The 25,821-nt window shown below is 70.3% G+C and carries 23 protein-coding genes and 1 tRNA gene; 11 read left to right on the top strand and 13 right to left on the bottom strand.

What is annotated here, in order from left to right; genetic code table 11:
- The first annotated feature begins 2 nt into the window (after positions 1 to 2).
- From OG866_RS32740 to OG866_RS32730, 3 genes are read left to right on the top strand one after another with little or no spacing between them, the layout of a single operon-like run.
- Positions 3 to 1,829, top strand: a complete 1,827-nt coding sequence (locus OG866_RS32740) for a branched-chain amino acid ABC transporter permease (RefSeq protein WP_329340325.1) — start codon at positions 3 to 5, stop codon at positions 1,827 to 1,829.
- A 3-nt stretch (positions 1,830 to 1,832) separates the two neighbouring features.
- On the top strand, positions 1,833 to 2,714 hold the full coding sequence (locus tag OG866_RS32735; RefSeq protein ID WP_329340324.1) for an ABC transporter ATP-binding protein: 882 nt from the start codon (positions 1,833 to 1,835) through the stop codon (positions 2,712 to 2,714).
- Positions 2,711 to 3,427 (top strand): ABC transporter ATP-binding protein, encoded by a 717-nt coding sequence (locus OG866_RS32730; protein WP_194080190.1) that lies wholly within the window; start codon positions 2,711 to 2,713, stop codon positions 3,425 to 3,427. Before OG866_RS32735 ends, OG866_RS32730 begins: the two co-directional genes overlap by 4 nt.
- Before the next feature lie 80 nt (positions 3,428 to 3,507).
- Here the strand turns inward: OG866_RS32730 and OG866_RS32725 are convergent, their stop codons facing one another.
- Positions 3,508 to 4,164: an ANTAR domain-containing response regulator gene (locus OG866_RS32725; RefSeq protein WP_059197437.1), complete on the bottom strand. Its 657-nt coding sequence runs from the start codon at positions 4,162 to 4,164 to the stop codon at positions 3,508 to 3,510.
- A 101-nt stretch (positions 4,165 to 4,265) separates the two neighbouring features.
- On the opposite strand from OG866_RS32725, the gene OG866_RS32720 reads away from it, so the two are divergent.
- Positions 4,266 to 4,338 (top strand) — tRNA-Leu (locus OG866_RS32720).
- A gap of 77 nt (positions 4,339 to 4,415) precedes the next feature.
- Here OG866_RS32720 and pyk read toward each other — a convergent pair.
- Complete coding sequence (gene pyk, locus OG866_RS32715) at positions 4,416 to 5,852, bottom strand: pyruvate kinase (RefSeq protein ID WP_329340322.1); 1,437 nt, start codon at positions 5,850 to 5,852, stop codon at positions 4,416 to 4,418.
- A 101-nt stretch (positions 5,853 to 5,953) separates the two neighbouring features.
- On the bottom strand, positions 5,954 to 6,670 hold the full coding sequence (locus OG866_RS32710) for an SIMPL domain-containing protein (protein WP_329340321.1): 717 nt from the start codon (positions 6,668 to 6,670) through the stop codon (positions 5,954 to 5,956).
- A 150-nt stretch (positions 6,671 to 6,820) separates the two neighbouring features.
- Between OG866_RS32710 and OG866_RS32705 the strand changes: the two genes are divergently transcribed.
- Entirely contained in the window at positions 6,821 to 8,638 is a 1,818-nt protein-coding gene (locus tag OG866_RS32705) for a bifunctional metallophosphatase/5'-nucleotidase (protein ID WP_329340320.1), read from the top strand.
- A gap of 74 nt (positions 8,639 to 8,712) precedes the next feature.
- Here OG866_RS32705 and OG866_RS32700 read toward each other — a convergent pair whose 3' ends face one another.
- The 7 genes from OG866_RS32700 to OG866_RS32670 form a co-directional block, all read right to left on the bottom strand.
- The gene (locus OG866_RS32700; RefSeq protein WP_329340319.1) at positions 8,713 to 9,141 is read right to left on the bottom strand and encodes a hypothetical protein; all 429 of its coding nucleotides are present in this window, start codon (positions 9,139 to 9,141) and stop codon (positions 8,713 to 8,715) included.
- Positions 9,142 to 9,300: 159 nt separating this feature from the next.
- A complete protein-coding gene (locus OG866_RS32695) occupies positions 9,301 to 10,728 on the bottom strand; it encodes a lysine N(6)-hydroxylase/L-ornithine N(5)-oxygenase family protein (RefSeq protein ID WP_329340317.1) in 1,428 nt (475 codons plus the stop codon).
- The gene (locus OG866_RS32690; RefSeq protein ID WP_329340315.1) at positions 10,725 to 12,155 is read right to left on the bottom strand and encodes a pyridoxal phosphate-dependent decarboxylase family protein; all 1,431 of its coding nucleotides are present in this window, start codon (positions 12,153 to 12,155) and stop codon (positions 10,725 to 10,727) included. The genes OG866_RS32695 and OG866_RS32690 overlap by 4 nt, the downstream gene beginning before the upstream one ends.
- 165 nt (positions 12,156 to 12,320) lie before the next feature.
- Entirely contained in the window at positions 12,321 to 14,849 is a 2,529-nt protein-coding gene (gene pepN, locus OG866_RS32685) for an aminopeptidase N (RefSeq protein ID WP_329340314.1), read from the bottom strand.
- Positions 14,850 to 14,905: 56 nt separating this feature from the next.
- Positions 14,906 to 15,457, bottom strand: a complete 552-nt coding sequence (locus OG866_RS32680) for a response regulator (RefSeq protein WP_329340313.1) — start codon at positions 15,455 to 15,457, stop codon at positions 14,906 to 14,908.
- 141 nt (positions 15,458 to 15,598) lie between these two features.
- Positions 15,599 to 15,949 carry a chorismate mutase gene (locus tag OG866_RS32675; protein WP_329340312.1) on the bottom strand — a complete coding sequence of 117 codons (351 nt, stop codon included), beginning with the start codon at positions 15,947 to 15,949 and terminating at the stop codon, positions 15,599 to 15,601.
- A gap of 11 nt (positions 15,950 to 15,960) precedes the next feature.
- On the bottom strand, positions 15,961 to 16,836 hold the full coding sequence (locus OG866_RS32670; protein ID WP_329344405.1) for a helix-turn-helix domain-containing protein: 876 nt from the start codon (positions 16,834 to 16,836) through the stop codon (positions 15,961 to 15,963).
- Between the two features lie 114 nt (positions 16,837 to 16,950).
- Between OG866_RS32670 and OG866_RS32665 the strand changes: the two genes are divergently transcribed.
- Positions 16,951 to 18,684: a glycoside hydrolase family 35 protein gene (locus OG866_RS32665; RefSeq protein ID WP_329340311.1), complete on the top strand. Its 1,734-nt coding sequence runs from the start codon at positions 16,951 to 16,953 to the stop codon at positions 18,682 to 18,684.
- Positions 18,685 to 18,729: 45 nt separating this feature from the next.
- The gene (locus OG866_RS32660) at positions 18,730 to 19,611 is read left to right on the top strand and encodes a hypothetical protein (protein ID WP_329340309.1); all 882 of its coding nucleotides are present in this window, start codon (positions 18,730 to 18,732) and stop codon (positions 19,609 to 19,611) included.
- 21 nt (positions 19,612 to 19,632) lie between these two features.
- On the opposite strand, the gene OG866_RS32655 is transcribed toward OG866_RS32660, so the two are convergent.
- Together OG866_RS32655 and OG866_RS32650 are read right to left on the bottom strand one after the other, a co-directional pair.
- Positions 19,633 to 20,538, bottom strand: coding sequence for an SDR family oxidoreductase (locus OG866_RS32655; protein WP_329340308.1), 906 nt, complete (start codon positions 20,536 to 20,538; stop codon positions 19,633 to 19,635).
- Between the two features lies 1 nt (position 20,539).
- Positions 20,540 to 21,280, bottom strand: coding sequence for an SDR family oxidoreductase (locus OG866_RS32650; protein WP_329340307.1), 741 nt, complete (start codon positions 21,278 to 21,280; stop codon positions 20,540 to 20,542).
- A gap of 54 nt (positions 21,281 to 21,334) precedes the next feature.
- Between OG866_RS32650 and OG866_RS32645 the strand changes: the two genes are divergently transcribed.
- From OG866_RS32645 to OG866_RS32630, 4 genes are read left to right on the top strand one after another with little or no spacing between them, the layout of a single operon-like run.
- Complete coding sequence (locus OG866_RS32645) at positions 21,335 to 22,093, top strand: enoyl-CoA hydratase family protein (RefSeq protein ID WP_329340306.1); 759 nt, start codon at positions 21,335 to 21,337, stop codon at positions 22,091 to 22,093.
- Positions 22,094 to 22,900: a CoA transferase subunit A gene (locus tag OG866_RS32640; RefSeq protein WP_329340303.1), complete on the top strand. Its 807-nt coding sequence runs from the start codon at positions 22,094 to 22,096 to the stop codon at positions 22,898 to 22,900.
- Positions 22,897 to 23,613, top strand: a complete 717-nt coding sequence (locus OG866_RS32635; RefSeq protein WP_329340302.1) for a CoA-transferase subunit beta — start codon at positions 22,897 to 22,899, stop codon at positions 23,611 to 23,613. The genes OG866_RS32640 and OG866_RS32635 overlap by 4 nt, the downstream gene beginning before the upstream one ends.
- Complete coding sequence (locus OG866_RS32630; RefSeq protein WP_329340300.1) at positions 23,613 to 24,662, top strand: NAD(P)H-dependent flavin oxidoreductase; 1,050 nt, start codon at positions 23,613 to 23,615, stop codon at positions 24,660 to 24,662. Before OG866_RS32635 ends, OG866_RS32630 begins: the two co-directional genes overlap by 1 nt.
- Here OG866_RS32630 and OG866_RS32625 read toward each other — a convergent pair.
- Positions 24,646 to 25,803, bottom strand: coding sequence for an acetyl-CoA C-acetyltransferase (locus OG866_RS32625; protein WP_329340299.1), 1,158 nt, complete (start codon positions 25,801 to 25,803; stop codon positions 24,646 to 24,648). The genes OG866_RS32630 and OG866_RS32625 overlap by 17 nt on opposite strands.
- Positions 25,804 to 25,821: the final 18 nt, after the last annotated feature.

Raw genomic sequence — 25,821 nt, 5'->3', positions numbered from 1 at the left:
CGATGACGACACAGACCACCCAGTCCCCCAGCGCCCCCGCCCACAAGGACGGCGCCACCAAGGGCCTCGTCGGCCTCCCCGAGAACGTCGGCCGCGCCCTCGCCACCGTCGGCGGCGCCCTCGCCGTCGCCTCCACCTTCCTCGCCTGGACCTGGACCTCCGAGTTCCCCGGCGACCTCACCTACTACGGCTACCCGGGTGGCCTCCAGGTCCTCGTCCTCATCGGCGGCGCCCTCACCGCCCTGTTCGGCCTCGCGTCGTACGGCGTCAAGGGCCTGCGCTGGCTGACCCCGGCCGGTGCGGACAGCTCCGTCAAGCTCGCCGCACTCGGCACCTTCGCCACCGCCTGGTACACGGTCATCGCGATCAGCGCCCAGCTCGGCGGCGTCGTCAACCTCGAACCCGGCGGCTACATCGTCGCGATCGTCACCCTGGCCGCCCTCCTCGGCGCCTTCTCCCTGCCCTTCGAACGCCCCGAGCCCGACCCCGTCGACCCCGAAGACACCGGCTGGGAGCAGTTCAAGCACGGCGTGCGCCACAACTGGTCGGTCTTCAAGGCCTCCATCGCCTCCGGCACGCCCCGCAAGGCCCCGGCCCTCCCCACCTACGCCGAGATCCTGGTCATCGTCGCCGCCATGGCCGTCGGCCTGACCGTCTTCACCTACGGCATCGGCACCGAGTACGACGAACTCTTCGTCGGCTTCCTCATCACGGTCGGCTTCGGCTTCTCCGCCCTGGCCAAGGCCGGGCTCGTGGCCCGGGTCTCGGCCATCACCGGCAAACACCGCACCATCACCATGTTCGGCGCGTTCATCGCCGCCGCGCTCTTCCCCTTCACCCAGTCCGACGACCAGTACGCGACCATCGGCGTCTACATCCTGATCTTCGCCACCGTCGCCCTCGGCCTGAACATCGTCGTCGGCCTCGCCGGCCTCCTCGACCTCGGATACGTCGCCTTCCTCGGCGTCGGCGCCTACACCGCGGCCATGGTCTCCGGCTCCCCCGCCTCGCCGTTCGACGTGCACCTGCCGTTCTGGCTCTCGGCGCTGCTCGGCGCCGCCGTCGCCATGGTCTTCGGCGTCCTCATCGGCGCCCCCACCCTGCGACTGCGCGGCGACTACCTCGCCATCGTGACCCTCGGCTTCGGTGAGATCTTCCGTATCACCGTCCTCAACATGGACGGCACCTCCGGACCCGACATCACCAACGGCTCCAACGGCATCTCCTCGATCCCGAACCTCGACATCCTCGGGTTCGACTTCGGCAAGTCGCACGACATCCTCGGCTTCACCATCGCGCGCTTCGCCAACTACTTCCTGCTGATGCTGCTCATCACGCTCATCGTCGTGGTGGTCTTCCAGCGCAGCAGCGACTCGCGCATCGGCCGCGCCTGGATCGCCATCCGCGAGGACGAGACCGCCGCCCTCGCCATGGGCATCAACGGCTTCCGCGTCAAGCTGATCGCCTTCGCCCTCGGTGCCTCCCTGGCCGGCCTCGCCGGCTCGGTCCAGGCCCACGTCACCTACACCGTGACGCCGGAGCAGTACCAGTTCGCCCACGTGGTCCCGCCCAACTCGGCCTTCCTGCTCGCCGCGGTCGTCCTCGGCGGCATGGGCACCATCGCCGGACCCCTCGTCGGCGCCGCGCTGCTCTACCTCATCCCGGCCAAGCTCCAGTTCCTCGGCGACTACCAGCTCTTCGCCTTCGGACTCGCGCTCGTCCTCCTGATGCGCTTCCGCCCCGAGGGCCTCATCCCCAACCGGCGCCGCCAGCTCGAATTCCACGAAGAGGCCGAAGCGCCCGCAGTCCTCAGCAAGACAGGGGTCTGACACATGACCACCGACACCACCACCGTCACCGGGACCACCGTCCTCGACGCCCGCGGCGTCACCATGCGCTTCGGCGGCCTGACCGCCGTACGCAACGTCGACCTCCAGGTCAACAGCGGCGAGATCGTCGGACTCATCGGCCCCAACGGCGCCGGCAAGACGACCTTCTTCAACTGCCTGACGGGGTTGTACATCCCCACGGAAGGCGAAGTCCGCTACAAGGGCGCCGTCCTGCCGCCCAAGTCCTTCAAGGTCACCGCCGCCGGCATCGCCCGCACCTTCCAGAACATCCGTCTGTTCGCCAACATGACGGTCCTGGAGAACGTGCTCGTCGGCCGCCACACCCGGACGAAGGAAGGCCTCTGGTCCGCACTGCTCCGCGGCCCCGGCTTCCACAGGGCCGAGAAGGCCTCGCGTGAACGCGCCATGGAGCTGCTGGAGTTCGTGGGCCTCGCGAGCAAGGCCGAGCACCTGGCTCGCAATCTCCCCTACGGCGAACAGCGCAAGCTGGAGATCGCGCGAGCCCTGGCCAGCGAGCCGGGCCTGCTCCTGCTCGACGAGCCCACGGCCGGCATGAACCCCCAGGAGACCCGCGCCACCGAGGAACTGGTCTTCGCCATCCGCGACAAGGGCATCGCCGTACTCGTCATCGAGCACGACATGCGCTTCATCTTCAACCTCTGCGACCGCGTAGCCGTCCTTGTCCAGGGCGAGAAGCTGGTGGAGGGCGACAGCGCCACCGTCCAGGGCGACGAACGCGTCATCGCCGCCTACCTCGGCGAACCCTTCGAGAACGCCCCCGGCGACGAGGAAGCAGCCGAAGTCGAAGCAGCCGAAGCAGGCACCCCGTCGGACGCCACGCCCGGCAAGGAGAACGACCGATGACCGCACTCCTCGAGGTCGAGGACCTCCGCGTCGCCTACGGCAAGATCGAAGCCGTCAAGGGCATCTCCTTCAAGGTCGAGGCAGGCGAGGTCGTCACCCTCATCGGCACCAACGGCGCCGGCAAGACGACCACCCTGCGCACCCTGTCCGGCCTGCTCAAGCCGGTCGGCGGTCAGATCAAGTTCGGCGGCAAGTCGCTGAAGAAGGTCCCCGCCCACGACATCGTCTCGCTGGGACTGGCCCACTCCCCCGAGGGCCGGCACATCTTCCCCCGCATGACGATCGAGGACAACCTCCGCCTCGGCGCCTTCCTGCGCAACGACAGGGCAGGCATCGAGAAGGACATCCAGCGCGCCTACGACCTCTTCCCCATCCTCGGAGAGCGTCGCAAGCAGGCCGCCGGAACCCTGTCCGGCGGCGAGCAGCAGATGCTGGCCATGGGCCGCGCGCTCATGTCCCAGCCGAAGCTGCTCATGCTGGACGAGCCCTCCATGGGCCTCTCCCCGATCATGATGCAGAAGATCATGGCGACGATCGCCGAGCTGAAGTCCCAGGGCACGACGATCCTCCTCGTCGAGCAGAACGCCCAGGCGGCCCTGTCCCTGGCCGACCACGGCCACGTGATGGAGATCGGCAAGATCGTCCTGTCGGGCACGGGCCAGGACCTCCTGCACGACGAGTCGGTCCGCAAGGCATACCTCGGCGAGGACTAGCACTTCGCCTTGACCGCGATACGACGAGGCCCGCGCCCCCTGCTGGGGACGCGGGCCTCGCTGCGTGTACCGGTCGGGCGTCAGCCCTTGGACGCCTTCTTCTCATCGGCGTCCTGGATGACGGCCTCGGCGACCTGCTGCATCGACATACGCCGGTCCATGGACGTCTTCTGGATCCACCGGAACGCGGCGGGCTCGGTCAGTCCGTACTCGGTCTGGAGGATGGACTTCGCGCGGTCGACGAGCTTGCGCGTCTCCAGCCGGAGCGTGAGGTCGGCGACCTCCTTCTCCAGCTCCTTCAGCTCGGTGAACCGGGACACAGCCATCTCGATGGCCGGCACGACGTCACTCTTGCTGAACGGCTTCACGAGGTAGGCCATGGCACCGGCGTCGCGAGCACGCTCGACGAGGTCGCGCTGCGAGAAGGCGGTGAGCATCAGCACGGGTGCGATGCGCTCCTCGGCGATCTTCTCGGCGGCGGAGATACCGTCCATCTTCGGCATCTTCACATCGAGGATCACGAGATCCGGCTGGTGCTCACGGGCGAGCTCGATGGCCTGCTCACCGTCACCGGCCTCGCCTACGACGCTGTAGCCCTCTTCCTCGAGCATCTCTTTGAGGTCGAGCCGGATCAGTGCCTCGTCCTCGGCGATGACGACACGGGTCGTCAGCGGAGGCACGTGCGACTTGTCGTCGTCGGGCGCGTCTACGGGCTGGGGCGACTCGGGGGCGGTCACGGGGGCTCCTTGATCGGGGCAGGGGTGCTGCTGACAAGAGCCTACCTAGCTGCGATAAGGTAGGGGCACGGCGGGTGACCGCCAACCTTTGTTTTACAGGGGCCCCGGTAGCCCAGCGGTAGAGGCAATGGTCTCAAACACCATCCAGCGTCGGTTCGAATCCGACCCGGGGTACTTTTCCTTCAGATCAAAGGTCACCATTTCAAGCGGATGTCCACGCTCCCGTGAACATCCGCTTTTTGCCGCGCCCCCTACTTCGGGCTGTCGTCCTCCCCCACGTGATGCACCCGGACCAGGTTCGTCGACCCCGCGACCCCGGGCGGCGAACCGGCCGTAATGACCACCACGTCCCCCTTCTCACACCGCCCGTACTTCAACAACAGCTCATCCACCTGGTCGACCATCGCGTCCGTCGATTCGACCCGCGGCCCCAGAAACGTCTCCACACCCCACGTCAGATTCAACTGCGACCGAGTAGCCGCCTCCGGGGTGAAGGCCAACAGCGGAATCGGCGATCGGTACCGGGACAACCGCCTCGCCGTGTCCCCGGACTGGGTGAACGCCACCAGGAACTTGGCGCCCAGGAAGTCGCCCATCTCCGCCGCGGCCCGCGCCACCGCACCGCCCTGGGTACGGGGCTTGTTCCGTTCCGTCAGCGGGGGCAAGCCCTTCGCGAGGATGTCCTCTTCCGCAGCCTCCACGATCCGGGCCATCGTCCGGACCGTCTCCACCGCGTACTTGCCGACGCTCGTCTCGCCGGACAGCATCACCGCGTCCGTGCCGTCGATGACCGCGTTGGCGACATCCGACGCCTCCGCCCTCGTCGGCCGCGAGTTGTCGATCATCGAGTCCAGCATCTGCGTGGCGACGATGACCGGCTTGGCGTTGCGCTTCGCCAGTTTGATCGCGCGCTTCTGGACGATCGGGACCTGTTCCAGGGGCATTTCGACGCCCAGGTCCCCCCGCGCCACCATGATCCCGTCGAACGCCGCCACGATGTCGTCGATCGCGTCCACCGCCTGCGGCTTCTCCACCTTGGCGATGACGGGCAGTCGGCGCCCTTCCTCGTCCATGATCCGGTGGACGTCCTCGATGTCCCGGCCGGAGCGGACGAAGGACAGGGCGATGACGTCGAAGCCGGCGCGCAGCGCCCAGCGCAGGTCGGCTTCGTCCTTCTCCGACAGGGCCGGGACGGAGACTGCCACGCCCGGGAGGTTCAGGCCCTTGTGGTCGGAGATCACGCCGCCCTCGACGACCGTGGTGTGGACGAGCGGGCCGTCGACCCCGGTGACCTCCAGGCACACCTTGCCGTCGTCCACCAGGATGCGCTCCCCCGGTGTCACGTCGTCCGCCAGGCCCGCGTACGTCGTCCCGCAGCGCTGCTGGTTCCCCTCCGCCCCCTCCTCCACCGTGATGGTGAAGGAGTCGCCGCGTTCAAGGAGTACCGGACCCTCGGCGAAGCGGCCGAGGCGGATCTTCGGGCCCTGAAGGTCGGCGAGCAGGCCGACGCTGTGGCCGGTTTCGTCGGAGGCTTTGCGGACGTGGTGGTAGCGCTCCTCGTGCTCGGCGTAGCCGCCGTGGCTGAGGTTGAAGCGGGCTACGTCCATTCCGGCTTCGACCAGGGCTTTGATCTGGCCGTACGTGTCGGTGGCGGGGCCCAGGGTGCAGACGATTTTGGCTCGGCGCATGCTTCGACCTTAGGGCTTACCGGTGGGTAGAGAATTGGCCCGGCGCGGCGCCCCAACGACCTTTCGGTGAAGGGCTGTTGACAAGTAATGAAGCAGGTGGCTCACAGCTGCGGCGGGTGCATGGTGAAGCGGGCGTTGACCTGGGCGAAGACGCGTTGGCGTTGGGGTTCGAGGTCGAGAGGGGCGGCTGCGGTGTCCTCCGCGGCGGCGTAGGACATGGAGCGCATACGGCCGCCGGGGGCCGCGGGGGCGAGGGGCTGGGCGTTCTCCGCGCCGACGTCGGCCAGTTCCACCAGCGCCGCCAGTGTCGTGCCGAGCGCTTCCGCGTACTCCTGTGCGCGCTGTACCGCTTCCCGTACCGCCTGTTGGCGTGCGTTGCGGTAGGCCGGTGAGGTGAGGCGCAGGGCCCACCAGGGGCCGTCCACGTGGGTGAGGTCCAAGTCGGCGATACGGGTGGTGAGTTCGCCCAAGGCGGTGAAGTCCGTCAGTTCCGCGGTGATGCGGACGCGGCCGTGGTAGGCGTGAACCCGCTCCCCTCGCCCCTTCTCCTTCAGCTCCGGGGTGATCGAGAAGGATCCCGTCTCCAGCCTTTCCACCGCGTCGCCGTAGGTCTTGATGAGGTCCAGGACGGTGGCGTTGCGGCGCGTCAGGTCGTCGAGGGCGGCGCGGCGGTCTTTGCCGCGGGCGGCGACGGTGACGCCGATGCGGGCGATCTCGGGGTCGACTTCGAGACGTGCTTCGCCACGGACGGCGATGCGGGGGGCGTCGGGGGTGCCGTAGGGCACGGCCGGTGAGGAGTCGGAGGTGGGTGTGGTCATACGACCCACTCTGTCACTTCTTGGCTGGTTACCGGCGTCCGAAGTCACAGGTTAGGTCACCAGATCGAAACCTCTGGGGTCTATTGCCGTTCAGTGTGCTCGGGTCAGAATCTACGCGCGTTGTTGACCGTTCCCCGAGGAGATCGAGACATGCCGTTGAACCGCAGGAAGTTCCTGGAGAAGTCCGCCGTGACCGGAGCCGGGGTCGCGCTGGCGAGTGCCGTGGGGGCCCCTGCGGCGCAGGCGGCGGACGTGGCCGGGAGCAAGAAGGGGCACAAGCCCGCGAAGCGGTACTCGCTGACGGTGATGGGCACGACGGACCTGCACGGGCACGTCTTCAACTGGGACTACTTCAAGGACGCGGAGTACAAGGACACGGCGGGCAACGCGCAGGGGCTGTCGCGTATCTCGACGCTGGTGAACCAGGTCCGTGCGGAGAAGGGGCGTTGCAACACGCTGCTGCTCGACGCGGGCGACACGATCCAGGGCACGCCGCTGACGTACTACTACGCGAAGGTGGACCCGATCACCGCTCCCGGCGGTCCCGTTCACCCGATGGCCGCGGCGATGAACGCGATCGGGTATGACGCGGTGGCGCTCGGCAACCACGAGTTCAACTACGGCATCGAGACGCTGCGGAAGTTCGAGGAGCAGTGTGACTTCCCGCTGTTGGGTGCGAACGCGCTGGACGCGAAGACGCTGAAGCCGGCCTTCCCGCCGTACTTCATCAAGAAGTTCCATGTGGCCGGTGCGCCGCCGGTCAAGGTGGCGGTCCTCGGGCTCACCAACCCTGGTATCGCGATCTGGGACAAGGCGTATGTCGAGGGCAAGCTGACGTTCCCGGGGCTGGAGGAGCAGGCGGCGAAGTGGGTGCCGAAGCTGCGGTCGATGGGCGCGGACGTGGTCGTGGTGTCGGCGCACTCCGGGTCGTCGGGCACCTCTTCCTACGGTGACCAGCTGCCGTACGTGGAGAACTCGGCGGCGCTTGTCGCCCAGCAGGTGCCCGGTATCGACGCGATTCTCGTCGGGCATGCGCATGTGGAGATTCCGGAGCTGAAGGTCACCAACACGGCGACCGGTAAGACCGTGGTTCTCTCCGAGCCGTTGGCGTATGCGGAGCGGCTGTCGCTGTTCGACATCGAGCTGGTCTTCGAGAAGGGGAAGTGGACGGTCGCGTCGGTGGCCGCCTCGGTGCTCAACTCGAACTCCGTCGCGGACGACCCGAAGATCACCAAGCTCCTGAAGGCCGATCACGACGTCGTCGTGGAGTACGTCAACCAGGTCGTCGGTACGGCGACGCAGACGTTGACGACGGTCGATGCGCGCTACAAGGACGCCCCGATCATCGATCTGATCACCAAGGTCCAGGAGGATGTCGTCAAGGCGGCGCTCGCCTCCACCGAGTACGCCTCGCTGCCGGTCATCGCGCAGGCGTCGCCGTTCTCGCGGACGTCGGAGATCCCCGCGGGTGAGGTGACGATCCGGGATCTGTCGAGCCTGTACGTGTACGACAACACGCTGGTCGCGAAGTTGCTGACGGGCGCGCAGCTCAAGGCGTACCTGGAGTATTCGGCGGAGTACTTCGTGCAGACGGCGGCGGGCGCGGTGGTGGACGTCGAGAAGCTGACGAACGCCAACAACCGGCCGGACTACAACTACGACTATGTGTCGGGGCTGTCGTACGACATCGACATCGCGCAGGCGGCGGGTTCGCGGATCAAGAACCTGACGTACAACGGTGCGGCGCTGGACGACGCGCAGCAGTTCGTGTTCGCGGTGAACAACTACCGTGCCAATGGCGGCGGTGCGTTCCCGCATGTGGCGTCGGCGACGGAGTTGTGGTCGGAGTCGACGGAGATCCGTACGCGGATCGCGGAGTGGGTGACGGCGAAGGGTGTGCTGAACCCGGCCGACTTCGCGTCGGTGGACTGGAAGCTGACGCGGAACGGTACGCCGGTCTTCGCGTGAGCGCGTAACGACTCAGCCGGCGCGGTGCGTCGCGGCGACGGGGGTGGCGGTGACGCCGCCCCCGTCGCATTCTGTCAGGTTTCCTTCATCCAGTCCGTGCAGTAATTCAGAAGAGTGTCCCCCTCGAATCGGGCCGCCTGGACTCCCATGTCGTAGATGCCGCCGGAGAAGTTGGCTGTACTGCTCCAACTCTTGGCCGTGCCGTTTCCGTCATAGTTCGCGTGCCACGGCCAATAAATCCAGTCCCCGTCTTCAGCCCTGCCGACCACCCGAACCCGGACATGGTGGCCGTCGGCGAGATTGTCCCCGACGGCGATGGAGACGGGGAACGAAGTGCCGCCGTTCTGCCAGTCATTGACAACGACGACGCCTCTCGCACCCGTCGTGTCACAGATCAAGGTGGCGGAAACCTCTGCGGAAGCGGGGGCGGCAGCCATGCCTACGGCCAATGCCGCCCCGGCGAGAGCTGCCGCGACTCCTCTTTTCCCCACGTTCATACCCATCACATCCCCCTCGACCTCTGAAGTTAATTGCACAAGGCAGCCTGATTATCTTCGAGGAAGTCGGCAATGCGTCACCGTCTCACGCAATGTGGCGGCCGTCACAGGGGTGGAATGGAATGGGGAAATGTCATTGATAAAGCGCCTGAAAGGGAAATCCCCTCAGTGGCTGTCGGTGAGCGGTGTGAGGGTGGGGGTCTGGCGGGGCTGGGGGATCTGGGCCGGCTGCTCGAGTCCGAAGGTGGTGAAGGCCGTTCGGGTGGGCAGCGGGTAGGGGTCCTTGCCGGTCACGGTGTTGAGGATGGTGGCGCTGCGCCAGGCGGCGAGGCCGAGGTCGGGGGTGCCGACGCCGTGGGTGTGGCGTTCGGCGTTCTGGACGTAGAGGGAGCCGGTGACGGAGGGGTCCATGACGAGCCTGAACTGCTCGTCGACGCGGGGGCGGTCACGGCTGTCGCGGCGCAGGTAGGGGTCGAGGCCGGCGAGGATGCGGTCGAGGGGGCGTTCGCGGTAGCCGGTGGCGAGGACGACGGCGTCGGTGGTGAGGCGGGAGCGGGTGTTCTGCTCGGTGTGTTCGAGGTGGAGTTCGACCTTGGTGGTGGCGACGCGGCCCGCGGTGCGGACGCGGACGCCGGGGGTGAGGACGGCGTCGGGCCAGCCGCCGTGCAGGGTGCGTCGGTAGAGCTCGTCGTGGATGGCGGCGATGGTGTCGCTGTCGATGCCCTTGTGGAGCTGCCACTGCGAGGTGACGAGGCGGTCCCGGACGCCTTCGGCGAGGCCGTGGAAGTAGCGGGTGTAGTCGGGGGTGAAGTGTTCCAGGCCGAGCTTGGAGTACTCCATGGGCGCGAACGCCTCGGTGCGGCCGAGCCAGTGCAGGCCTTCGCGGCCGGCGGGGCGGTCGCGCAGCAGGTCGAGGAAGATCTCGGCGCCGGACTGTCCGAGGCCGATGACGGTGACGTGTTCGGCGGCGGCGAGGGTCTGGCGGTGGGCGAGGTAGTCGGCGGCGTGGATGACGGGCACGCCGGCGGCTTCGACGAGGGGCTTGAGGGGTTCGGGGAGGTAGGGCTCGGTGCCCACCCCGAGGACGATGTTCCTGGTGTACGAACGGCCGAGGGCTTCGGCCTCGCCGTCCGCGTCGAGCTGGGTGAAGTCGACCTCGAAGACGTCGCGTTCGGGGTTCCAGCGGACGGCGTCGACCTGGTGGCCGAAGTGGAGCCCGGGGAGGTTCCCGGCGACCCAGCGGCAGTAGGCGTCGTACTCGGCGCGCTGGATGTGGAAGCGCTCGGCGAAGTAGAACGGGAAGAGCCGGTCGCGGGCCTTGAGGTAGTTGAGGAAGGTCCAGGGGCTGGCCGGGTCGGCGAGGGTCACCAGGTCGGCGAGGAACGGGACTTGGATGCGGGCGCCTTCGATGAGCAGCCCCGGGTGCCAGTCGAAGGCGGGGTGCTGTTCGTAGAAGACGGCGTCGAGTTCGGCGAGGGGCTGGGCGAGGGCGGCGAGGGAGAGGTTGAAGGGGCCGATGCCGATGCCGACCAGATCGCGGGGTGCGTCGGGCTCGTGGGAGTGGGGCGGGGTGGGGGCGGGGGCGGGACTCATCGCGGGGTGGTTCCTTCCACGAGGTGTTCGACGAGTTTCAGCAGGGCGGCCAGGTCGTCGGGCCGGGTGTGGGGGTTGAGGAGGGTGGCCTTGAGCCAGAGCCGGCCGTCGAGGCGGGTCCGGCCGAGGACGGCGCGGCCGGTGGTGAGGAGTCGCCGGCGGGTGGTGGCGATGTCGTCGTCCGTCGCGGGTGCGGGGCGGAACAGGACCGTGCTGATGGTGGGCCGGTCGTAGAGCTCGAAGCCGGGGTGTGCGTCGAGGAGTTCCGCGAACTCGTGTGCCCGGTCGCAGACTTGGTCGACGAGGGCACCGAGCCCTGTCCGTCCCAGGGTCTTCAGGGTGACGGCGATCTTGAGGACGTCGGGGCGGCGGCTGGTGCGCAGGGAACGGCCGAGGAGGTCGGGGAGGCCGGCTTCGGTGTCGTCGTCGGCGTTGAGATAGTCGGCGTGGTGGTGGAGCGGGGTGAGGTCGCTCGCGTCGCGGACGGCGAGGATTCCGGCGGCGACGGGCTGCCAGCCGAGTTTGTGGAGGTCGAGAGTGACGGTGCCGGCGGCGCTGAGGCCGGTGAGCTTGGTTCGGTGCCGGTCGCTGAAGAGGAGGCCTCCGCCGTAGGCCGCGTCGATGTGCAGGCGGGCGCGGTGAGCTTCGCAGACTGCGGCGATCTCGGGGAGGGGGTCGATGAGGCCTGCGTCTGTGGTGCCTGCGGTGGCGGCGACCAGGTGGGGGCCGGGGAGTTCGGTGAGGGCGGCGTTCAGGGCTGCGGGGTGCATCGTCCCTGCGGGGGCGGGGACGATCACTGGTTCGGGTAGGCCCATCAGCCAGGCGGCGCGGGGCAGTGAGTGGTGGGCGTTGGATCCGCAGATCAGGCGGACGTTGGCGCCTACGGCTTCTCTGGCCAGGAGAAGAGCTACTTGGTTGGACTCGGTGCCACCTGTGGTTACCAAGGCTGCGGGTGCGTGGGGGCTGGTCGCGCCCCGCGGCGGAACCGCGGATGAATACAGCCCCGCGCCCCTGGGTGTCTCACCGTAAACCTCGTTTGCAAGTGCCCTGGTCACCAGCGCCTCAAGCTCGGAGGCCGCCGGCGCCTGGTCCCATGAGTCCAAGGACGGGTTGAGGACTGACGCCGCCAAATCTGCTGCTGCCGCCACCGCCAAGGGCGGGCAATGCAAGTGGGCCGCGCACAACGGGTCCGCCGGGTCCGCCGAGCCCTCCGTCAGCGCCCGCACGACGTGCCGTAGCGCCTCTGGATCGCCCGCCTCCGGCAGTACGTCGCCCACAGCCGCCCGTAGCCGACCCGCGACCCCTTCCGGCCCTCCCCCCGGCATCGGTCCCCCGCGTGCCCGCGTGCCCTCCCCCAGCGCGTCCAGGACCGTGTCGAGCAGCGGGCGCAGGGCCTCGGGGCCTGACGCGAGCGGCGGGGTGCTCATGGTGGGTCCTCCCGGGCGCGCTGGGCAGAGGGAGTTCCAGCTTGTACGCGGATGCGTGCTCGCGCCCGAAAAGCCCAACGATCGGAACCCGAAAGGGGGTACGTCCGTGCGGGGAAAGCATGTCGGGGTCCGTGAGGCCCCGACTGCCTCACGGACCCCGTCGGGTTACGCCTGCCTCACCCGCAACGCCCGCCCCAGGTCGTCCAGTTGGTCGACGAGCTTGCGGCGCAGTGCCGGAATGGGTTCGGCGTCGCGCAGGCACCGCTCTCCCAGGCGGAGCGTCTCCGGGTCGACGGCGTGGGCCGGGAAGGCCCAGCGGCCGGCGGCGTCGGCCATGGCGGGGCCGCGGCGGGCGGCGAGGGTGACGGCGTCCTCGAAGAAGCGGGGCACGTACGCGCGGACGAGGTCGGCCTGTTCGGGCTGCCAGAAGCCCTGGGCAGTGGCGGTGAACAGGTAGTTGGACAGGTCGTCGCCGCTGAACAGCGCTTCCCAAGCCTTGGCCTTGGCGTCCGCGTCGGGCAGGGCGGCGCGGCAGCGGGCGGCGCCTTCCTGGCCGGTGGCGGAGGGGTCGCGGGCGAGCTCGGCGGCGATGGCGTCCTCGTCGGTGGCGCCGAGGACGGCGAGACGGGCGAGGACGCGCCAGCGCAGTTCGGGGTCGAGTTCGGGGCCGCCGGGGACGGTGCCGTCGGTGAGCCAGGCGGCGATGGTGTCGGGGTGGGCGGCGACGTCGATGAAGTGGCGTACGGCGATCAGGCGCAGGCCGGGGTTGTCGCCGTCCTCGGTGCGGCGGATGAGGTCGCGGCAGAGCGAGGAGAGGGTGGCCAGGGCCGCCGGGCGTTCCTCGGTGGTGACGTAGCGGCCGGCGATCTGGACGGAGGCGAAGGCGAGGACGCCCTGGACGAGGGCGAGGTCGGTCTCGTGCGGGAGGTGGGTGCGGGCGGCCTCCAGGTAGGCGGCGGGCGTCACCGCGGGCTCGGGGGTCGCCCCCCGAGGGGTGCTGCCGCCGTCGCGGACGGAGTCGCGCAGCGCGTTCCAGACGACGGCGCGGGTCAGCGGCGAGGGCAGTCCGGACAGGCTCGCGGTGACCGTCTTGAAGGACGCGGCGTCGAAGCGGACCTTGGCGTAGGTGAGGTCGCCGTCGTTGAGGAGCAGGAGTGCGGGACGCTTGCCGATGGGCTGCGGGCCGTCGGTCTGCGGGATGTCCAGGTGGAGGCGTTCGCGCAGCACCAGGTGGCGGCCCTCGTCGGCGATGTCCTGGTCGTAGAGGCCCACCGCCACGCGGTGCGGGCGGCTGCCCAGGTGTTCGACCTGGAGGGTGTAGGTGCCCTCGTCGCCGGGGGTGATCACGGGTGTGAGGGTGTCGACGCCGGTGGTGCGCAGCCAGGTGTCGGCCCAGGCGTGGACGTCGCGTTCGGTGCCGCTGGCGAGGGAGTCGATGAAGTCGGCGAGGGTGGCGTTGGCGAACTTGTGGCGGGCGAAGTGGGTGTTGATGCCGGCGAGGAAGTCCTTCTCGCCGAGCCAGGTCACCAGTTGCCGCAGTGCGGAGGCGCCCTTGGCGTAGGAGATGCCGTCGAAGTTGAGCATCGCGGAGGCGGTGTCGGGCACGAGCTCGGGGTCGGGGGCGACGGGGTGGGTGGAGGGGCGCTGGTCGGCGTCGTAGCCCCAGGCCTTGCGGACGACGCCGAAGTCGGTCCAGGTGTCGGTGAAGCGGGTGGCTTCGGTGAGGGTCTGGTAGCCCATGTACTCGGCGAAGGACTCGTTGAGCCAGATGTCGTCCCACCAGCGCAGGGTGACGAGGTCACCGAACCACATGTGGGCCATCTCGTGGGCGATGACCATGGCGCGGGTCTGGCGTTCGGTGTCGGTGACGGCGGAGCGGTAGATGAACTCGTCGCGGAAGGTGACGAGTCCGGGGTTCTCCATGGCGCCTGCGTTGAACTCGGGCACGAACGCCTGGTCGTAGGAGTCGAAGGGGTAGGGCTCCTCGAACTTCTCGTGGTAGCGGTCGTAGCACTGCTTGGTGATCTCGAACAGTTCGTCGGCGTCGGTGTCGAGGTAGGGGGCGAGCGAGCGACGGCAGTGGAGGCCGAAGGGCAGGCCGCGGTGTTCGGTGCGGACCGAGTGCCAGGGGCCGGCGGCGACGGCGACGAGGTACGTGGAGATCAGCGGGGTGGGGGCGGCCTGCCAGTGGCCGTCGCCGAGGTCGGTGGTGATGCCGTTGGCGAGGACGCTCCAGCCGTCGGGGGCCTTCACGGTCAGCTCGAAGACGGCCTTGAGGTCGGGCTGGTCGAAGGCGGCGAAGACGCGCTGGACGTCTTCCATGAACAGCTGGGTGTAGGTGTAGGTCTCGCCGTCGGTGGGGTCGGTGAAGCGGTGCATGCCCTCGCCGGTGCGGGAGTAGCGCATGCTCGCGTCGACGCGGATCTCGTGTTCACCGGCGGTGAGGTTCTTCAGGGGCAGGCGGTTGCCGTCGAGGGTCTCGGGGTCGAGGGGCTGTCCGTCGAGGGTGACGGAGCGCAGTTCGGCGGGCTTGACCTCGACGAAGGTGTCCGCGTCCGTGCGCGCGGTGAAGCGGATGACGGTCTTCGAGTCGAAGGTGTCGTCGCCGGTGGTGAGATCGAGGTCGATCGTGTACCGGTGGACGTCGAGGAGGGTGGCACGGGTCTGCGCTTCGTCGCGCGTCAGTACGGACATGCACGACATGCTGCCTGATGGTGCGGGCACGGCACAGGGGCGGATCGGTACGCGCCCTATGTCCGGTCCTGTTCGAGGTTGCCGGTGTGCGCCCCTTGTGCGCGCTGGAGCGGGACGCGGGGGTCCGGGTGGGGCAGGGCGGGGCGTGGGTGGCGGCCGGTGGGTTCGGGGCCGTCCTTGACGAGGGCGCGCAGGGCGCGGACCTCCTCTTCGAGGGCGAGGTGACGGCGGTGGGCGTCGAAGAGGTAGCGGACCTTGGTGCGCAGGGCCCAGGGGTCGATGGGTTTCATGACGAGGTCGGCGACGCCGAGCCCGAAGGCGGTGGCGGTGAGTTCCTGGTCGGGGCCGAAGCCGGTGAGCAGGACGACGGGGATGTGCTGGGTCTGTTCGACGCGGCGCATGTAGCGGACGACGTCGAGGCCGCTGACGCCGGGCATGCGGACGTCGAGGAGGAGCAGGCCCACCTGGCCGCGCAGAACCTGCTTGAGCGCCTCGTCGCCGCTGGTGGCCCGGCCGAGCCGGTAGCCCAGCGGGGCCAGGGCGCTCTCCAGCGCGTACAGCGTGTCCTCGTGGTCGTCGACGATGAGGATCTTGGCATCCGACGGCATGGCTCGACGTCCCTCCCGCATGGGACAACCAGCTTATGTCCGAGGCGCTGACCGTGCGTGCCCGCCAGCTGACAAGGAGTGCACAGCGCAGCATGCCCCTGCGGGAGGTCTCCTGTCACGCCCCGGGGACGCCCGTCGAGGTCAGTTCGCTGTGGGCGTGGCCCCGTTGACGGCGTCGTCGGCGATGCGCTCGTGGTGGCGGATCACTTCGGCGATGATGAAATTGAGGAACTTCTCAGCGAAGGCCGGGTCGAGCTTGGCGTTCTCGGCGAGGTTGCGCAGCCGTTCGATCTGGCGGGCCTCGCGGGCCGGGTCGGCGGGTGGCAGCTGGTGTTCGGCCTTGAGGTGGCCGACCTGCTGGGTCGCCTTGAAGCGTTCGGCGAGCATGTGGACGACGGCCGCGTCGATGTTGTCGATGCTGTCGCGCAGCCGGGCGAGCTCCTCGCGCACGGCGGGGTCGACGTCACCGGTACCGGGGTTGCTGGTGGTCATGAGCGTCCACCCTACGGTGCCCGGGTGGCGGGGATGATCGGCGGATCCTCGGGGTCGGGTACCTGGTCGCTCCAGCCGCCGGGGACGACACGGCCCTGCTGGGCACGGAAGCGGACGGGCGGGGTGCCGACGCGGCGGGTGAACAGGCGGGAGAAATAGGCGGGGTCGTCGTAGCCGACGCGGCGGGCGACGGCGGCGACGGGGAGTTCGGTGCCGGCGAGGAGTTCCTTGGCGCGGCCGAGGCGGATGCCGAGGAGGTAGTCCTTGGGGCTGCATCCGGCGCCGCGGCGGACGGCGGTGCGCAGTTCGGCGACGGTCATGCCGTGCCGGGCGGCGTGGTCGGCGACGGTCAGCGGCGTGAAGGCGTCGCGGGCGAGGCTCTTGAGGACCTGGTCGCCGTCGGGGGTGAGGTCGGCGCGGGCGCGGCGCAGGGCGACGAGGAGTTCGTGGACGGCGGCGCCGGTCTCGACTTCGAGGAGGGGGTTGTCGCGGCGGGCGGCGCGGGCCGTGCGGCCGATGACGGCGCGTGGTCCGGAGGCGTCGGAGAGGGGGACGACGGGGCGGTCGGGCTCGATGTAGCCGAGTTCGGTGTACGAGGCGGTGGCGGGCCCGGTGAAGTCGACGAAGCCCTCGTCCCAGCCGGTGTCCGGGTCGGGCGCGTAGTGGTGCGGGACGCCGGGGGTGAGCCAGAGCAGGGCGGGCGCGGTGACGGGGGTACGGCGGCCGTCGGGGTGGTCGTACCAGCCGCTGCCGGTGCTGATGACGACGGCGACGTGGTGGTCCAGGGTGCGGGGGCCGACGGTGGGCAGGGCGCCGTACTGGAGGCCGACGCCGAGGCAGACCAGGCCGAGGCGGTGGTGGGCGGGGCCGGGCGTGAAGAACCGCATCCACGTGTGGTACGTCAACGGTGCCTCCCTTCGGTGCCGGTCCCCCCTTCGGTCCAAGCCCCGTCGATCTTTGTCCATGGACCGTGATCGGCGCCAGAGGTGAGGGTGGGGCGCATGAGCGAGTTCACGGTCGGCGACGACGACTTTCTGCTGGACGGCCGGCCGGTGCGGCTGCTGTCCGGCGCGCTGCACTACTTCCGGGTGCACGAGGCGCAGTGGGGGCACCGGCTGGCGATGCTGCGGGCGATGGGGCTGAACTGTGTGGAGACGTACGTCCCGTGGAACCTGCACGAGCCGCGGCCCGGGGTGTACGAGGACGTGGCGGCCCTCGGCCGGTTCCTGGACGCGGCCCGGGAGGCGGGGCTGTGGGCGATCGTGCGGCCGGGGCCGTACATCTGCGCCGAGTGGGAGAACGGCGGGCTGCCGCACTGGCTGGCGGGGCGGGCGCGGACGAGCGACGAGGTGTATCTGGGGCAGGTGGAGCGCTGGTTCGGCCGGCTGCTGCCGGAGATCGTGACGCGGCAGGCCGACCGGGGCGGCCCGGTGATCATGGTGCAGGTGGAGAACGAGTACGGCAGCTACGGCTCGGACGCGGAGTACCTGCGGTGGCTGGCGGCGCTGCTGCGCGCCCAGGGCGTCAGCGTCCCGCTGTTCACCTCGGACGGTCCCGAGGACCACATGCTGACCGGCGGCTCGGTTCCCGGGGTCCTGGCCACGGTCAATTTCGGCTCCCAGGCCCGCGAGGCCTTCGCGGTCCTGCGCGGCCACCGGCCCTCCGGGCCGCTGATGTGCATGGAGTTCTGGTGCGGCTGGTTCGACCACTGGGGCGCCGAACACGTCGTACGGGATCCGGCGGACGCGGCGGCGGCGCTGCGGGAGATCCTGGAGTGCGGTGCGTCGGTGAACCTGTACATGGCGCACGGCGGCACGAGTTTCGCGGGCTGGGCGGGCGCGAACCGGGGTGGCGGTGATCTGCACGACGGTGTGCTGGAGCCGGATGTGACGTCGTACGACTACGACGCCCCGATCGACGAGTTCGGGCACCCGACGGAGAAGTTCTGGCGTTTCCGTGCGGTGCTGGCGCAGTACGCGGACGGGCCGCTGCCCGAACCGCCGCCGCTGCCGCCGCAGTTGGCGGGGCGGGCGGAGGTGGGGCTCACGGGGTGGGCGTCGTTGGCGGAGGTGCTGGAGACGCGGGGCGGGCCGGTCGTCACCGCCCCCGTCCCGCCGACCTTCGAGGAACTGGACGTGGACCGGGGGCTGGTGCGTTACGAGGTGACCGTGCCGGGGCCGCGGCAGCCGTACCCGTTCCTGGCGCGCGGGCTGCGGGACCTGGCGGTGGTGTACGTCGACGGGAAGCGGGCCGGGGTGCTGACGGAGCAGGACGGGACGTTGCAGGAGCCGGTCGCCGGGCACGCGCGCGTGGAGCTGTGGGTGGAGTCCCTGGGCCGGGTCAACTACGGGCCGCGCACCGGGGAGGCCAAGGGGATCACCGGCGGGCTGCTGCACGAGCGGCAGTATCTGCACGGAGTACGCGCGCGTGGACTGCGGCTGGACGCGCTGGACGACATCGGGGACGTACGGCTGCGAGACCTTCCCGAGGACGGTGCGCCCGGCCTCTACCGGGGGACGCTCGACGTTCGTGGCCCCGGGGACGCGCTGCTGGAGCTGCCGGGCTGGACCCGGGGCTTCGTGTGGATCAACGGCTTCGGCCTGGGCCGCTACTGGTGCGTGGGCCCGCAGCGGTCGCTCTACGTGCCCGGCCCGGTACTGCGGGAGGGGGTCAACGACGTGTGGGTGCTTGAGCTGGAGCGGGCGGCGTCGGCGCCGTACGTCAGGAGGCGATGACCTCGTAGAGTGGAGTCGGGTTCTCGGCGTCTTGGGGGTACGGGCGTGGCGAACGACGGGCCGGTCGAGCACGGGTATCCGCATCTGGAGACGGTGCGGGCCGCGATCACCGCGCTGTGGAAACGGCTGTCGTACGACACCGTGCAGACCTTCGCGACCAGTGTGGCCCCGGCCGACGTGGCGTTCTGCGACACCGACGATCTCCATCTGGGCGCGCAGCGGGTGGCGCGCGAGATGGTGCGGCACTATCGGCTGCCCGATGCCCGGATGATCGTCGGCTTCCGTGAGATGACCCATGCGGCGAACGTGGAACTCGCCGCCGGGCCCGAGTACTTCGTCGAACTCAATGACCGGTTCCGGACGCATCGGCGGGACATCGGGGCGGCGCTGGCGCACGAGGTGATGCATGTGTATCTGCACCGTCTCGGGCTGTCCTTCCCCGGCACGCGGGACAACGAGATCCTCACGGACACGGCGGCGACCTATCTGGGCGCCGGGTGGCTGCTGCTGGACGCCTACCGGGAGGACTCCGCGTCCTCGCAGAAGCTCGGGTATCTGACGCCGGAGGAGTTCGGGTACGTGCTGGCCAAACGGTCGCTGGTGTTCGGCGAGGATCCGTCGGTCTGGTTCACCAGCCCGCAGGGCTACACCGCGTATGTGAAGGGGATGGCCCGGGCCCGCGAGGACGAACAGCAGCAGCCGTTGACCGCGGCGGGGTGGGCGGGGCGGCGACGGTACGCGCGCGAGCGCAAGCAGGCGACGGTCGCGCCGGCCGGGGTGCCGTACGCGTTCAGTCCGGACGGGGGCGGGCAGCTGCGGGTGTCCTTCCCCTGTCCGACCTGCCACCAGAAGATCCGGGTGCCGGTGCGGGGGCGGATGCGGGCGCGGTGCGGGGTGTGCCGGACGGTGCTGGAGTGCGACACGTAGGGGTTCCCGGGGGTACCCCTGTCACGTCCCGTAGACCGGTCCGGGATCAGCGGTCTGCGACAGCAGCTTCCGTACCACGACGTCCATTTCGCCCGGCGTCCAGCGTTCCCCCTTGTCGGCGCTCGGGCCGGGGCGCCACCCTTCCATGACCGTGACCCGGCCGCCCTCCGTCTCGAAGACCCGCCCGGTCACGCCCTCGCTCGCCGCCGAGCCCAGCCAGACGACGAGCGGCGAGACGTTCCCGGGCGCCATCGCGTCGAACCCCGCGTCGGGCGCCGCCATCGTCTCGGCGAAGGTCCGTTCCGTCATCCGGGTCCGGGCCGCGGGCGCGATGGCGTTGACCTGGACGCCGTAGCGGGCGAGTTCGGCGGCGGCGACCAGGGTGAGCCCCACGATCCCGGCCTTCGCGGCACTGTAGTTGCCCTGCCCGAGCGAGCCCAACAGCCCCGCTCCGCTACTGGTGTTGACGATGCGGGCGGTCGGCGTGCGGCCCGCCTTCGCCTCGCCCCGCCAGTGCGCCGCCGCCTGCTTCAGGGGCAGGAAGTGACCCTTGAGGTGGACCCGCAGCACCGCGTCCCAGTCGTCCTCGTCGAGGTTCACCAGCATCCGGTCGCGCAGGAAGCCGGCGTTGTTGACCAGGGTGTCGAGGCGGCCGTACGTCTCCACCGCGGTCGCGATCAGGTTTCGCGCGCCGTCGGTCGTCGCGATGTCGCCGCCGTGCGCCACCGCCTCGCCGCCCGCCGCGCGGATCTCCGCCACGACCTGGGCCGCCGGGCTGTCGGGCCCGGGGGTGCCGTCCAGCCCCACACCCAGGTCGTTGACCACGACCCGCGCCCCCTCCGCGGCGAACGCCAGCGCGTGGGCACGGCCCAGCCCCCGCCCCGCGCCGGTGACGACGACGACCCGTCCCTCGCAGATCCCGGTCATCTCATGTCTCCCTGTGGGCAGTCGCGGCGTCCAGGAACAGCGGCCGCTCCCCGCCCCCGTGGACCAGGAGCGAGGCCCCGCTGATGTAGGCGGCGGCGTCCGAGGCGAGGAGGACGGCCGCGGCACCGACGTCGGAGGGCTCGGCCAGGCGGCCCAGCGGGACCGTGCGCGAGATTGCGGTGACCGCCTCCTCGCCGCCGTAGTGCAGATGGGCGAGTTCGGTGCGGACCATGCCGACGACCAGGGTGTTGACCCGGACGTCCGGCGCCCACTCCACCGCCATCGAGCGGGCCAGGTTCTCCAGCCCCGCCTTCGCCGCCCCGTACGCCGCCGAACCGGGCGAGGGACGGCTGCCGCTGACGCTGCCGACCATGACGACGCAGCCCTTGGCGCGCTTGAGGTGGTCGTAGGCGGCGAGGGAGACCGTCAGCGGGGCGAGGAGGTTGAGCTCGATCACGCGCGCGTGCCGTGCCGCGTCCGCGTCGGCCAGCAGCCGGTAGGGGCCGCCACCCGCGTTGTTGACGAGGACGTCGACCCGGGGCAGCTCAGCGAAGAAGGCGCGTACGGCGTCGTGGTCACGGACGTCGAGCGGCATGAACTCGGCTCCCTTGAGGGGCACTTCGGGCGGGCGTCGGGCGCAGACCACGACCTCGGCGCCCGCCTGCGCGAAGGAGCCCGCGATACCGGCGCCGACGCCCCGGGTGCCGCCCGTGACGACGGCGACCCTCCCCTTCAGCTCCATTCGCCGCTACCCTCCGCCTAACAAACGTTTGGTGGAAAGGTAGCTGATGCTTCCATGGGTGTCTCCACCTCGTCCCAGGAAAATGGGATGCGAGAAAAAGGGATCCGCGTCGTCACGGTCGACTTCCCGCCGGTGAACGCCCTTCCGGTGGACGGCTGGTACGCGCTGGCCGACGCCGTGCGCGCCGCCGGCCGCGATCCGGCCACGCGCTGTGTGGTGCTGGCCGCCGAGGGGCGGGGGTTCAACGCGGGCGTCGATGTCAAGGAGCTCCAGGCACGGGGCCCGGACGCCCTGGTCGGGGTCAACCGCGGCTGTTTCGAGGCGTTTTCGGCGGTGTACGAGTGCGCGGTGCCGGTCGTGGCGGCCGTGCAGGGGTTCTGCCTCGGGGGCGGGGTCGGCCTGGTGGGCAACGCGGACGTGATCGTGGCGAGCGAGGACGCCTCCTTCGGGCTGCCCGAGCTGGACCGGGGGGCCCTGGGCGCCGCCACTCATCTGGCCCGGCTGGTCCCCCAACACCTCATGCGCGCCCTGTACTTCACCTCCCGCACCGTCACCGCGGCCGAGCTGCACACGCACGGGTCGGTGTGGGCGGTCGTGCCGCGCGAGGAACTGCTGGACGCCGCGCTGGAGTTGGCGCGCGAGATCGCCGCCAAGGACGGGGAGCTGCTGCGGCTCGCCAAGGCCGCCATCAACGGCATCGACCCGGTCGATGTGCACCGCAGCTACCGCTTCGAGCAGGGGTTCACCTTCGAGGCGAGCGTGAGCGGGGTCGCCGACCGGGTGCGGAGCAGGTTCGGGAAGGGTGATTCCTAGGTGACCGACAAGACGATGACGGCCGACGAGGCCGTCTCCCGGCTGGAGAGCGGCATGACCCTCGGCATCGGCGGCTGGGGCTCGCGCCGCAAGCCGATGGCACTGGTGAGCGCACTGCTCCGCACGGAGATCACCGATCTCACCGTCGTCTCCTACGGAGGACCCGACGTCGGCATGCTCGCCGCCGCCGGACGCCTGCGCAAGCTCGTCGCCCCGTTCGTCACCCTCGACTCCATCCCCCTCGAACCCCACTACCGCACGGCCCGTGAGAGCGGCGCCTTCGAGCTGACGGAGATCGACGAGGCGATGTTCATGTGGGGTCTGCACGCGGCCGCCCACCGGCTGCCGTTCCTGCCGGTGCGGGCCGGCCTCGGCTCGGACGTCATGCGGGTCAACCCCGGTCTGCGGACGGTGACTTCGCCGTACGACGACGGCGAGACCTTCGTCGCCATGCCCGCCCTGCGCCTGGACGCGGCCCTGGTCCACGTCAACCGCGCCGACCGGCTGGGCAACGGACAGTGCCTGGGCCCCGACCCGTACTTCGACGACCTCTTCTGCGAGGCGTCGGAGGCGGCGTACGTGTCGTGCGAACGGGTCGTGGACACCGCCGAGTTGACGAAGGAGGGGCCGCCCCAGTCGCTGCTCCTCAAACGGCACACGGTGACCGGAGTCGTCGAGGCGCCGGGCGGAGCCCACTTCACCTCCTGCGCCCCCGACTACGGCCGTGACGAGGACGCCCAGCGGGAGTACGCGAGCACCCCGTGGCCGGAGTTCGCCGAACGCCACCTCGACGGGAGGACGACATGACCGCGACCCGCGCCGAGTACTGCGTGATCGCCTGCGCCGAGGCCTGGCGCGACGCGGGCGAGATCCTCGCGAGCCCCATGGGCCTGATCCCCTCCCTGGGCGCCCGGCTGGCCCGCCTCACCTTCGCACCCGACCTGCTGCTGACCGACGGCGAGGCGATGCTGGTCCGCCCGGACGGCACCGTCGAGGGCTGGCTGCCGTACCGGCAGCATCTGGCCCTGGTCACCGGCGGGCGGCGGCACGTGATGATGGGCGCGAGCCAGATCGACCGGTACGGGAACCAGAACATCTCCTGCATCGGCGCCTGGGAGCGCCCGAAGCGGCAGCTCCTCGGGGTGCGCGGCGCGCCGGTCAACACCCTGAACAATCCCACCAGTTACTGGGTGCCCCGGCACTCCCGGCGGGTCTTCGTGGAGAAGGTCGACATGGTGTGCGGGGTGGGGTACGACCACGCCGCCGGGGCACGCTTCCACCGCATCCCCCGCGTCGTCACCGACCTCGGCGTCCTCGACTTCGCGACGCCGGACCATTCGATGCGGCTGGCGTCGCTGCATCCCGGGGTGGATGTCGCCGAGGTCCGGGAGGCGACCGGTTTCGCGCTGACGGTCGGGGACGAGGTGCCGTACACCCGCGAACCGACCGCCGAGGAACTGCGGCTGATCCGTGAGGTGCTCGACCCGGCCGGCCACCGTACCTGGGAGGTCGCCGCCTGATGGACACGGCACTCACCCGGCTCGTCGGGGTCCGGCACCCCGTCGTGCAGACCGGCATGGGCTGGGTGGCGGGCCCCCGTCTGGTGTCGGCCACGGCGAACGCGGGCGCGCTCGGCATCCTGGCCTCGGCGACGATGACCCCGGACCAGCTGCGCACGGCGATCCGCGAGGTCAGATCCCGTACGGACGCCCCCTTCGGCGTGAATCTGCGGGCGGACGCGGCGGACGCCGGGGAGCGTGTGTCGATCATGCTCGACGAGGGCGTACGGGTGGCCTCGTTCGCGCTGGCGCCCTCCCCCGAGCTGATCGCCCGGCTCAAGGCGGCGGACGTCGTGGTCATCCCCTCTGTCGGGGCCCGCCGCCATGCCGAGAAGGTCGCGGCATGGGGCGCGGACGCGGTGATCGTGCAGGGCGGGGAGGGCGGCGGGCACACCGGCGAGGTGGCGACGACCGTGCTGCTGCCGCAGGTGGTCGACGCGGTGGACATCCCGGTCGTCGCGGCGGGCGGCTTCTTCGACGGGCGCGGTCTGGTCGCGGCCCTGTCGTACGGGGCGGCGGGCGTGGCGATGGGCACGCGGTTCCTGCTGACGTCGGACTCGACGGTGCCGGACGCGGTGAAGGCGCGCTATCTCGCGGCGACCGTGCGGGACGTGACGGTGACGCGGGCGGTCGACGGTCTGCCGCACCGGATGCTGCGCACCGACCTGGTGACGGCACTGGAGAACTCCGGCCGCGGGAGAGCCCTGTTGAGAGCCGTCAGGCACGCGACCGGGTTCCGCCGGGTGTCCGGACTCAGCTGGCGCAGGATGATCCACGACGGCCTCGCCATGAAGCACGGCAAGGACCTCACCTGGAGTCAGGTCCTGCTCGCCGCCAACACGCCGATGCTGCTCAGGTCGGCGATGGTGGACGGCCGTACGGATCTCGGGGTGATGGCGTCCGGGCAGGTCGCCGGGGTGATCGACGACCTGCCGTCGTGCGCGGAGCTGGTGGAGCGGATCATGAAGGAGGCCGACGAGACCCTTCAGGCTCTCAAAGCCGCTCAATGATCGTCACGTTGGCCTGTCCCCCGCCCTCGCACATCGTCTGGAGCCCGAACCGCCCACCTGTGCGCTCCAGTTCATGCAGCAGGGTCGTCATCAGCTTCACGCCCGTGGCCCCCAGCGGATGCCCCAGCGCGATCGCCCCGCCGTTGACGTTGACCTTCTCGGGGTCCGCCCCCGTCTCCTTCAGCCAGGCCAGCACCACCGGTGCGAAGGCCTCGTTGATCTCGACGAGGTCGATGGCGTCGAGGGAGAGCCCGGTCTTCTTCAGGGCGTGGGCGGTGGCCGGGATGGGCGCGGTGAGCATGCGGATGGGGTCCTCGCCGCGCACGGAGAGGTGGTGCACGCGCGCGCGGGGCGTGAGCCCGTGTTCCCGTACCGCCCGCTCGGAGGCCAGCAGCATCGCGGCGGCGCCGTCGGAGACCTGGGAGGAGCAGGCGGCCGTGACGGTGCCGCCGTCGACGACCGGCTTCAGATTGGCCATCTTCTCCAGTGAGGTGTCCCGGCGCGGCCCCTCGTCGACGCCCACGTCCCCGTACGCCACGGTCTCCCGTGCGAAGCGTCCCTCGTCGATGGCCCGTACCGCCCGCTGATGGGAGCGCAGGGCGAACTCCTCCTGGTCCTGCCGGCTGATCCCCCACTTCGCGGCGATCATCTCGGCGCCGACGAACTGGTTCACCGGCTTGCCCGCGTACCGCGCCTGCCAGCCCGCGCTGCCCGCGAAGGGTCCCTGAGTGAGGCCGAGCGGCTCGGCGGCCTGGCGGGTGGCGAAGGCGATCGGGATCATCGACATGTTCTGCACCCCGCCGGCGACGACCAGGTCCTGCGTCCCGGACAGCACGCCCTGCGCCGCGAAGTGCACGGCCTGCTGGGAGGAGCCGCACTGGCGGTCCACGGTCACGCCCGGCACCTCCTCGGGCAGCCCGGCGGCGAGCCATGCGGTCCGCGCGATGTCCCCGGCCTGTGGCCCCACCGCGTCGAGGCAGCCGAAGACCACGTCCTCGACGGCCCCCGGGTCCACCCCCGCCCGCGCGACGAGCTCCTTGAGCACATGCGCGCCCAGGTCGGCCGGGTGGACCGCGCTGAGTCCTCCCCCGCGCCGCCCGACGGGCGTCCGCACCGCTTCGACGATGTAGGCCTCGGCCATGACAACTCCCTGCCAGAT

The sequence above is a fragment of the Streptomyces sp. NBC_00663 genome, from assembly GCF_036226885.1.
Taxonomy (GTDB): domain Bacteria; phylum Actinomycetota; class Actinomycetes; order Streptomycetales; family Streptomycetaceae; genus Streptomyces.
This window is presented reverse-complemented; position numbering and strand designations above follow the sequence as displayed.

Bases quoted from the DNA above. Each gene is read 5' to 3' on its own strand.
- OG866_RS32740 (WP_329340325.1), top strand. From the start codon at position 3: ATGACGACACAGACCACCCAGTCCCCCAGCGCCCCCGCCCACAAGGAC.
- OG866_RS32735 (WP_329340324.1), top strand. From the start codon at position 1,833: ATGACCACCGACACCACCACCGTCACCGGGACCACCGTCCTCGACGCC.
- OG866_RS32730 (WP_194080190.1), top strand. From the start codon at position 2,711: ATGACCGCACTCCTCGAGGTCGAGGACCTCCGCGTCGCCTACGGCAAG.
- pyk (WP_329340322.1), bottom strand. From the start codon at position 5,852: ATGCGCCGAGCCAAAATCGTCTGCACCCTGGGCCCCGCCACCGACACG.
- OG866_RS32710 (WP_329340321.1), bottom strand. From the start codon at position 6,670: ATGACCACACCCACCTCCGACTCCTCACCGGCCGTGCCCTACGGCACC.
- OG866_RS32705 (WP_329340320.1), top strand. From the start codon at position 6,821: ATGCCGTTGAACCGCAGGAAGTTCCTGGAGAAGTCCGCCGTGACCGGA.
- OG866_RS32700 (WP_329340319.1), bottom strand. From the start codon at position 9,141: ATGGGTATGAACGTGGGGAAAAGAGGAGTCGCGGCAGCTCTCGCCGGG.
- OG866_RS32695 (WP_329340317.1), bottom strand. From the start codon at position 10,728: ATGAGTCCCGCCCCCGCCCCCACCCCGCCCCACTCCCACGAGCCCGAC.
- OG866_RS32690 (WP_329340315.1), bottom strand. From the start codon at position 12,155: ATGAGCACCCCGCCGCTCGCGTCAGGCCCCGAGGCCCTGCGCCCGCTG.
- pepN (WP_329340314.1), bottom strand. From the start codon at position 14,849: ATGTCCGTACTGACGCGCGACGAAGCGCAGACCCGTGCCACCCTCCTC.
- OG866_RS32680 (WP_329340313.1), bottom strand. From the start codon at position 15,457: ATGCCGTCGGATGCCAAGATCCTCATCGTCGACGACCACGAGGACACG.
- OG866_RS32675 (WP_329340312.1), bottom strand. From the start codon at position 15,949: ATGACCACCAGCAACCCCGGTACCGGTGACGTCGACCCCGCCGTGCGC.
- OG866_RS32670 (WP_329344405.1), bottom strand. From the start codon at position 16,836: ATGCGGTTCTTCACGCCCGGCCCCGCCCACCACCGCCTCGGCCTGGTC.
- OG866_RS32665 (WP_329340311.1), top strand. From the start codon at position 16,951: ATGAGCGAGTTCACGGTCGGCGACGACGACTTTCTGCTGGACGGCCGG.
- OG866_RS32655 (WP_329340308.1), bottom strand. From the start codon at position 20,538: ATGACCGGGATCTGCGAGGGACGGGTCGTCGTCGTCACCGGCGCGGGG.
- OG866_RS32650 (WP_329340307.1), bottom strand. From the start codon at position 21,280: ATGGAGCTGAAGGGGAGGGTCGCCGTCGTCACGGGCGGCACCCGGGGC.
- OG866_RS32645 (WP_329340306.1), top strand. From the start codon at position 21,335: ATGGGTGTCTCCACCTCGTCCCAGGAAAATGGGATGCGAGAAAAAGGG.
- OG866_RS32635 (WP_329340302.1), top strand. From the start codon at position 22,897: ATGACCGCGACCCGCGCCGAGTACTGCGTGATCGCCTGCGCCGAGGCC.
- OG866_RS32630 (WP_329340300.1), top strand. From the start codon at position 23,613: ATGGACACGGCACTCACCCGGCTCGTCGGGGTCCGGCACCCCGTCGTG.
- OG866_RS32625 (WP_329340299.1), bottom strand. From the start codon at position 25,803: ATGGCCGAGGCCTACATCGTCGAAGCGGTGCGGACGCCCGTCGGGCGG.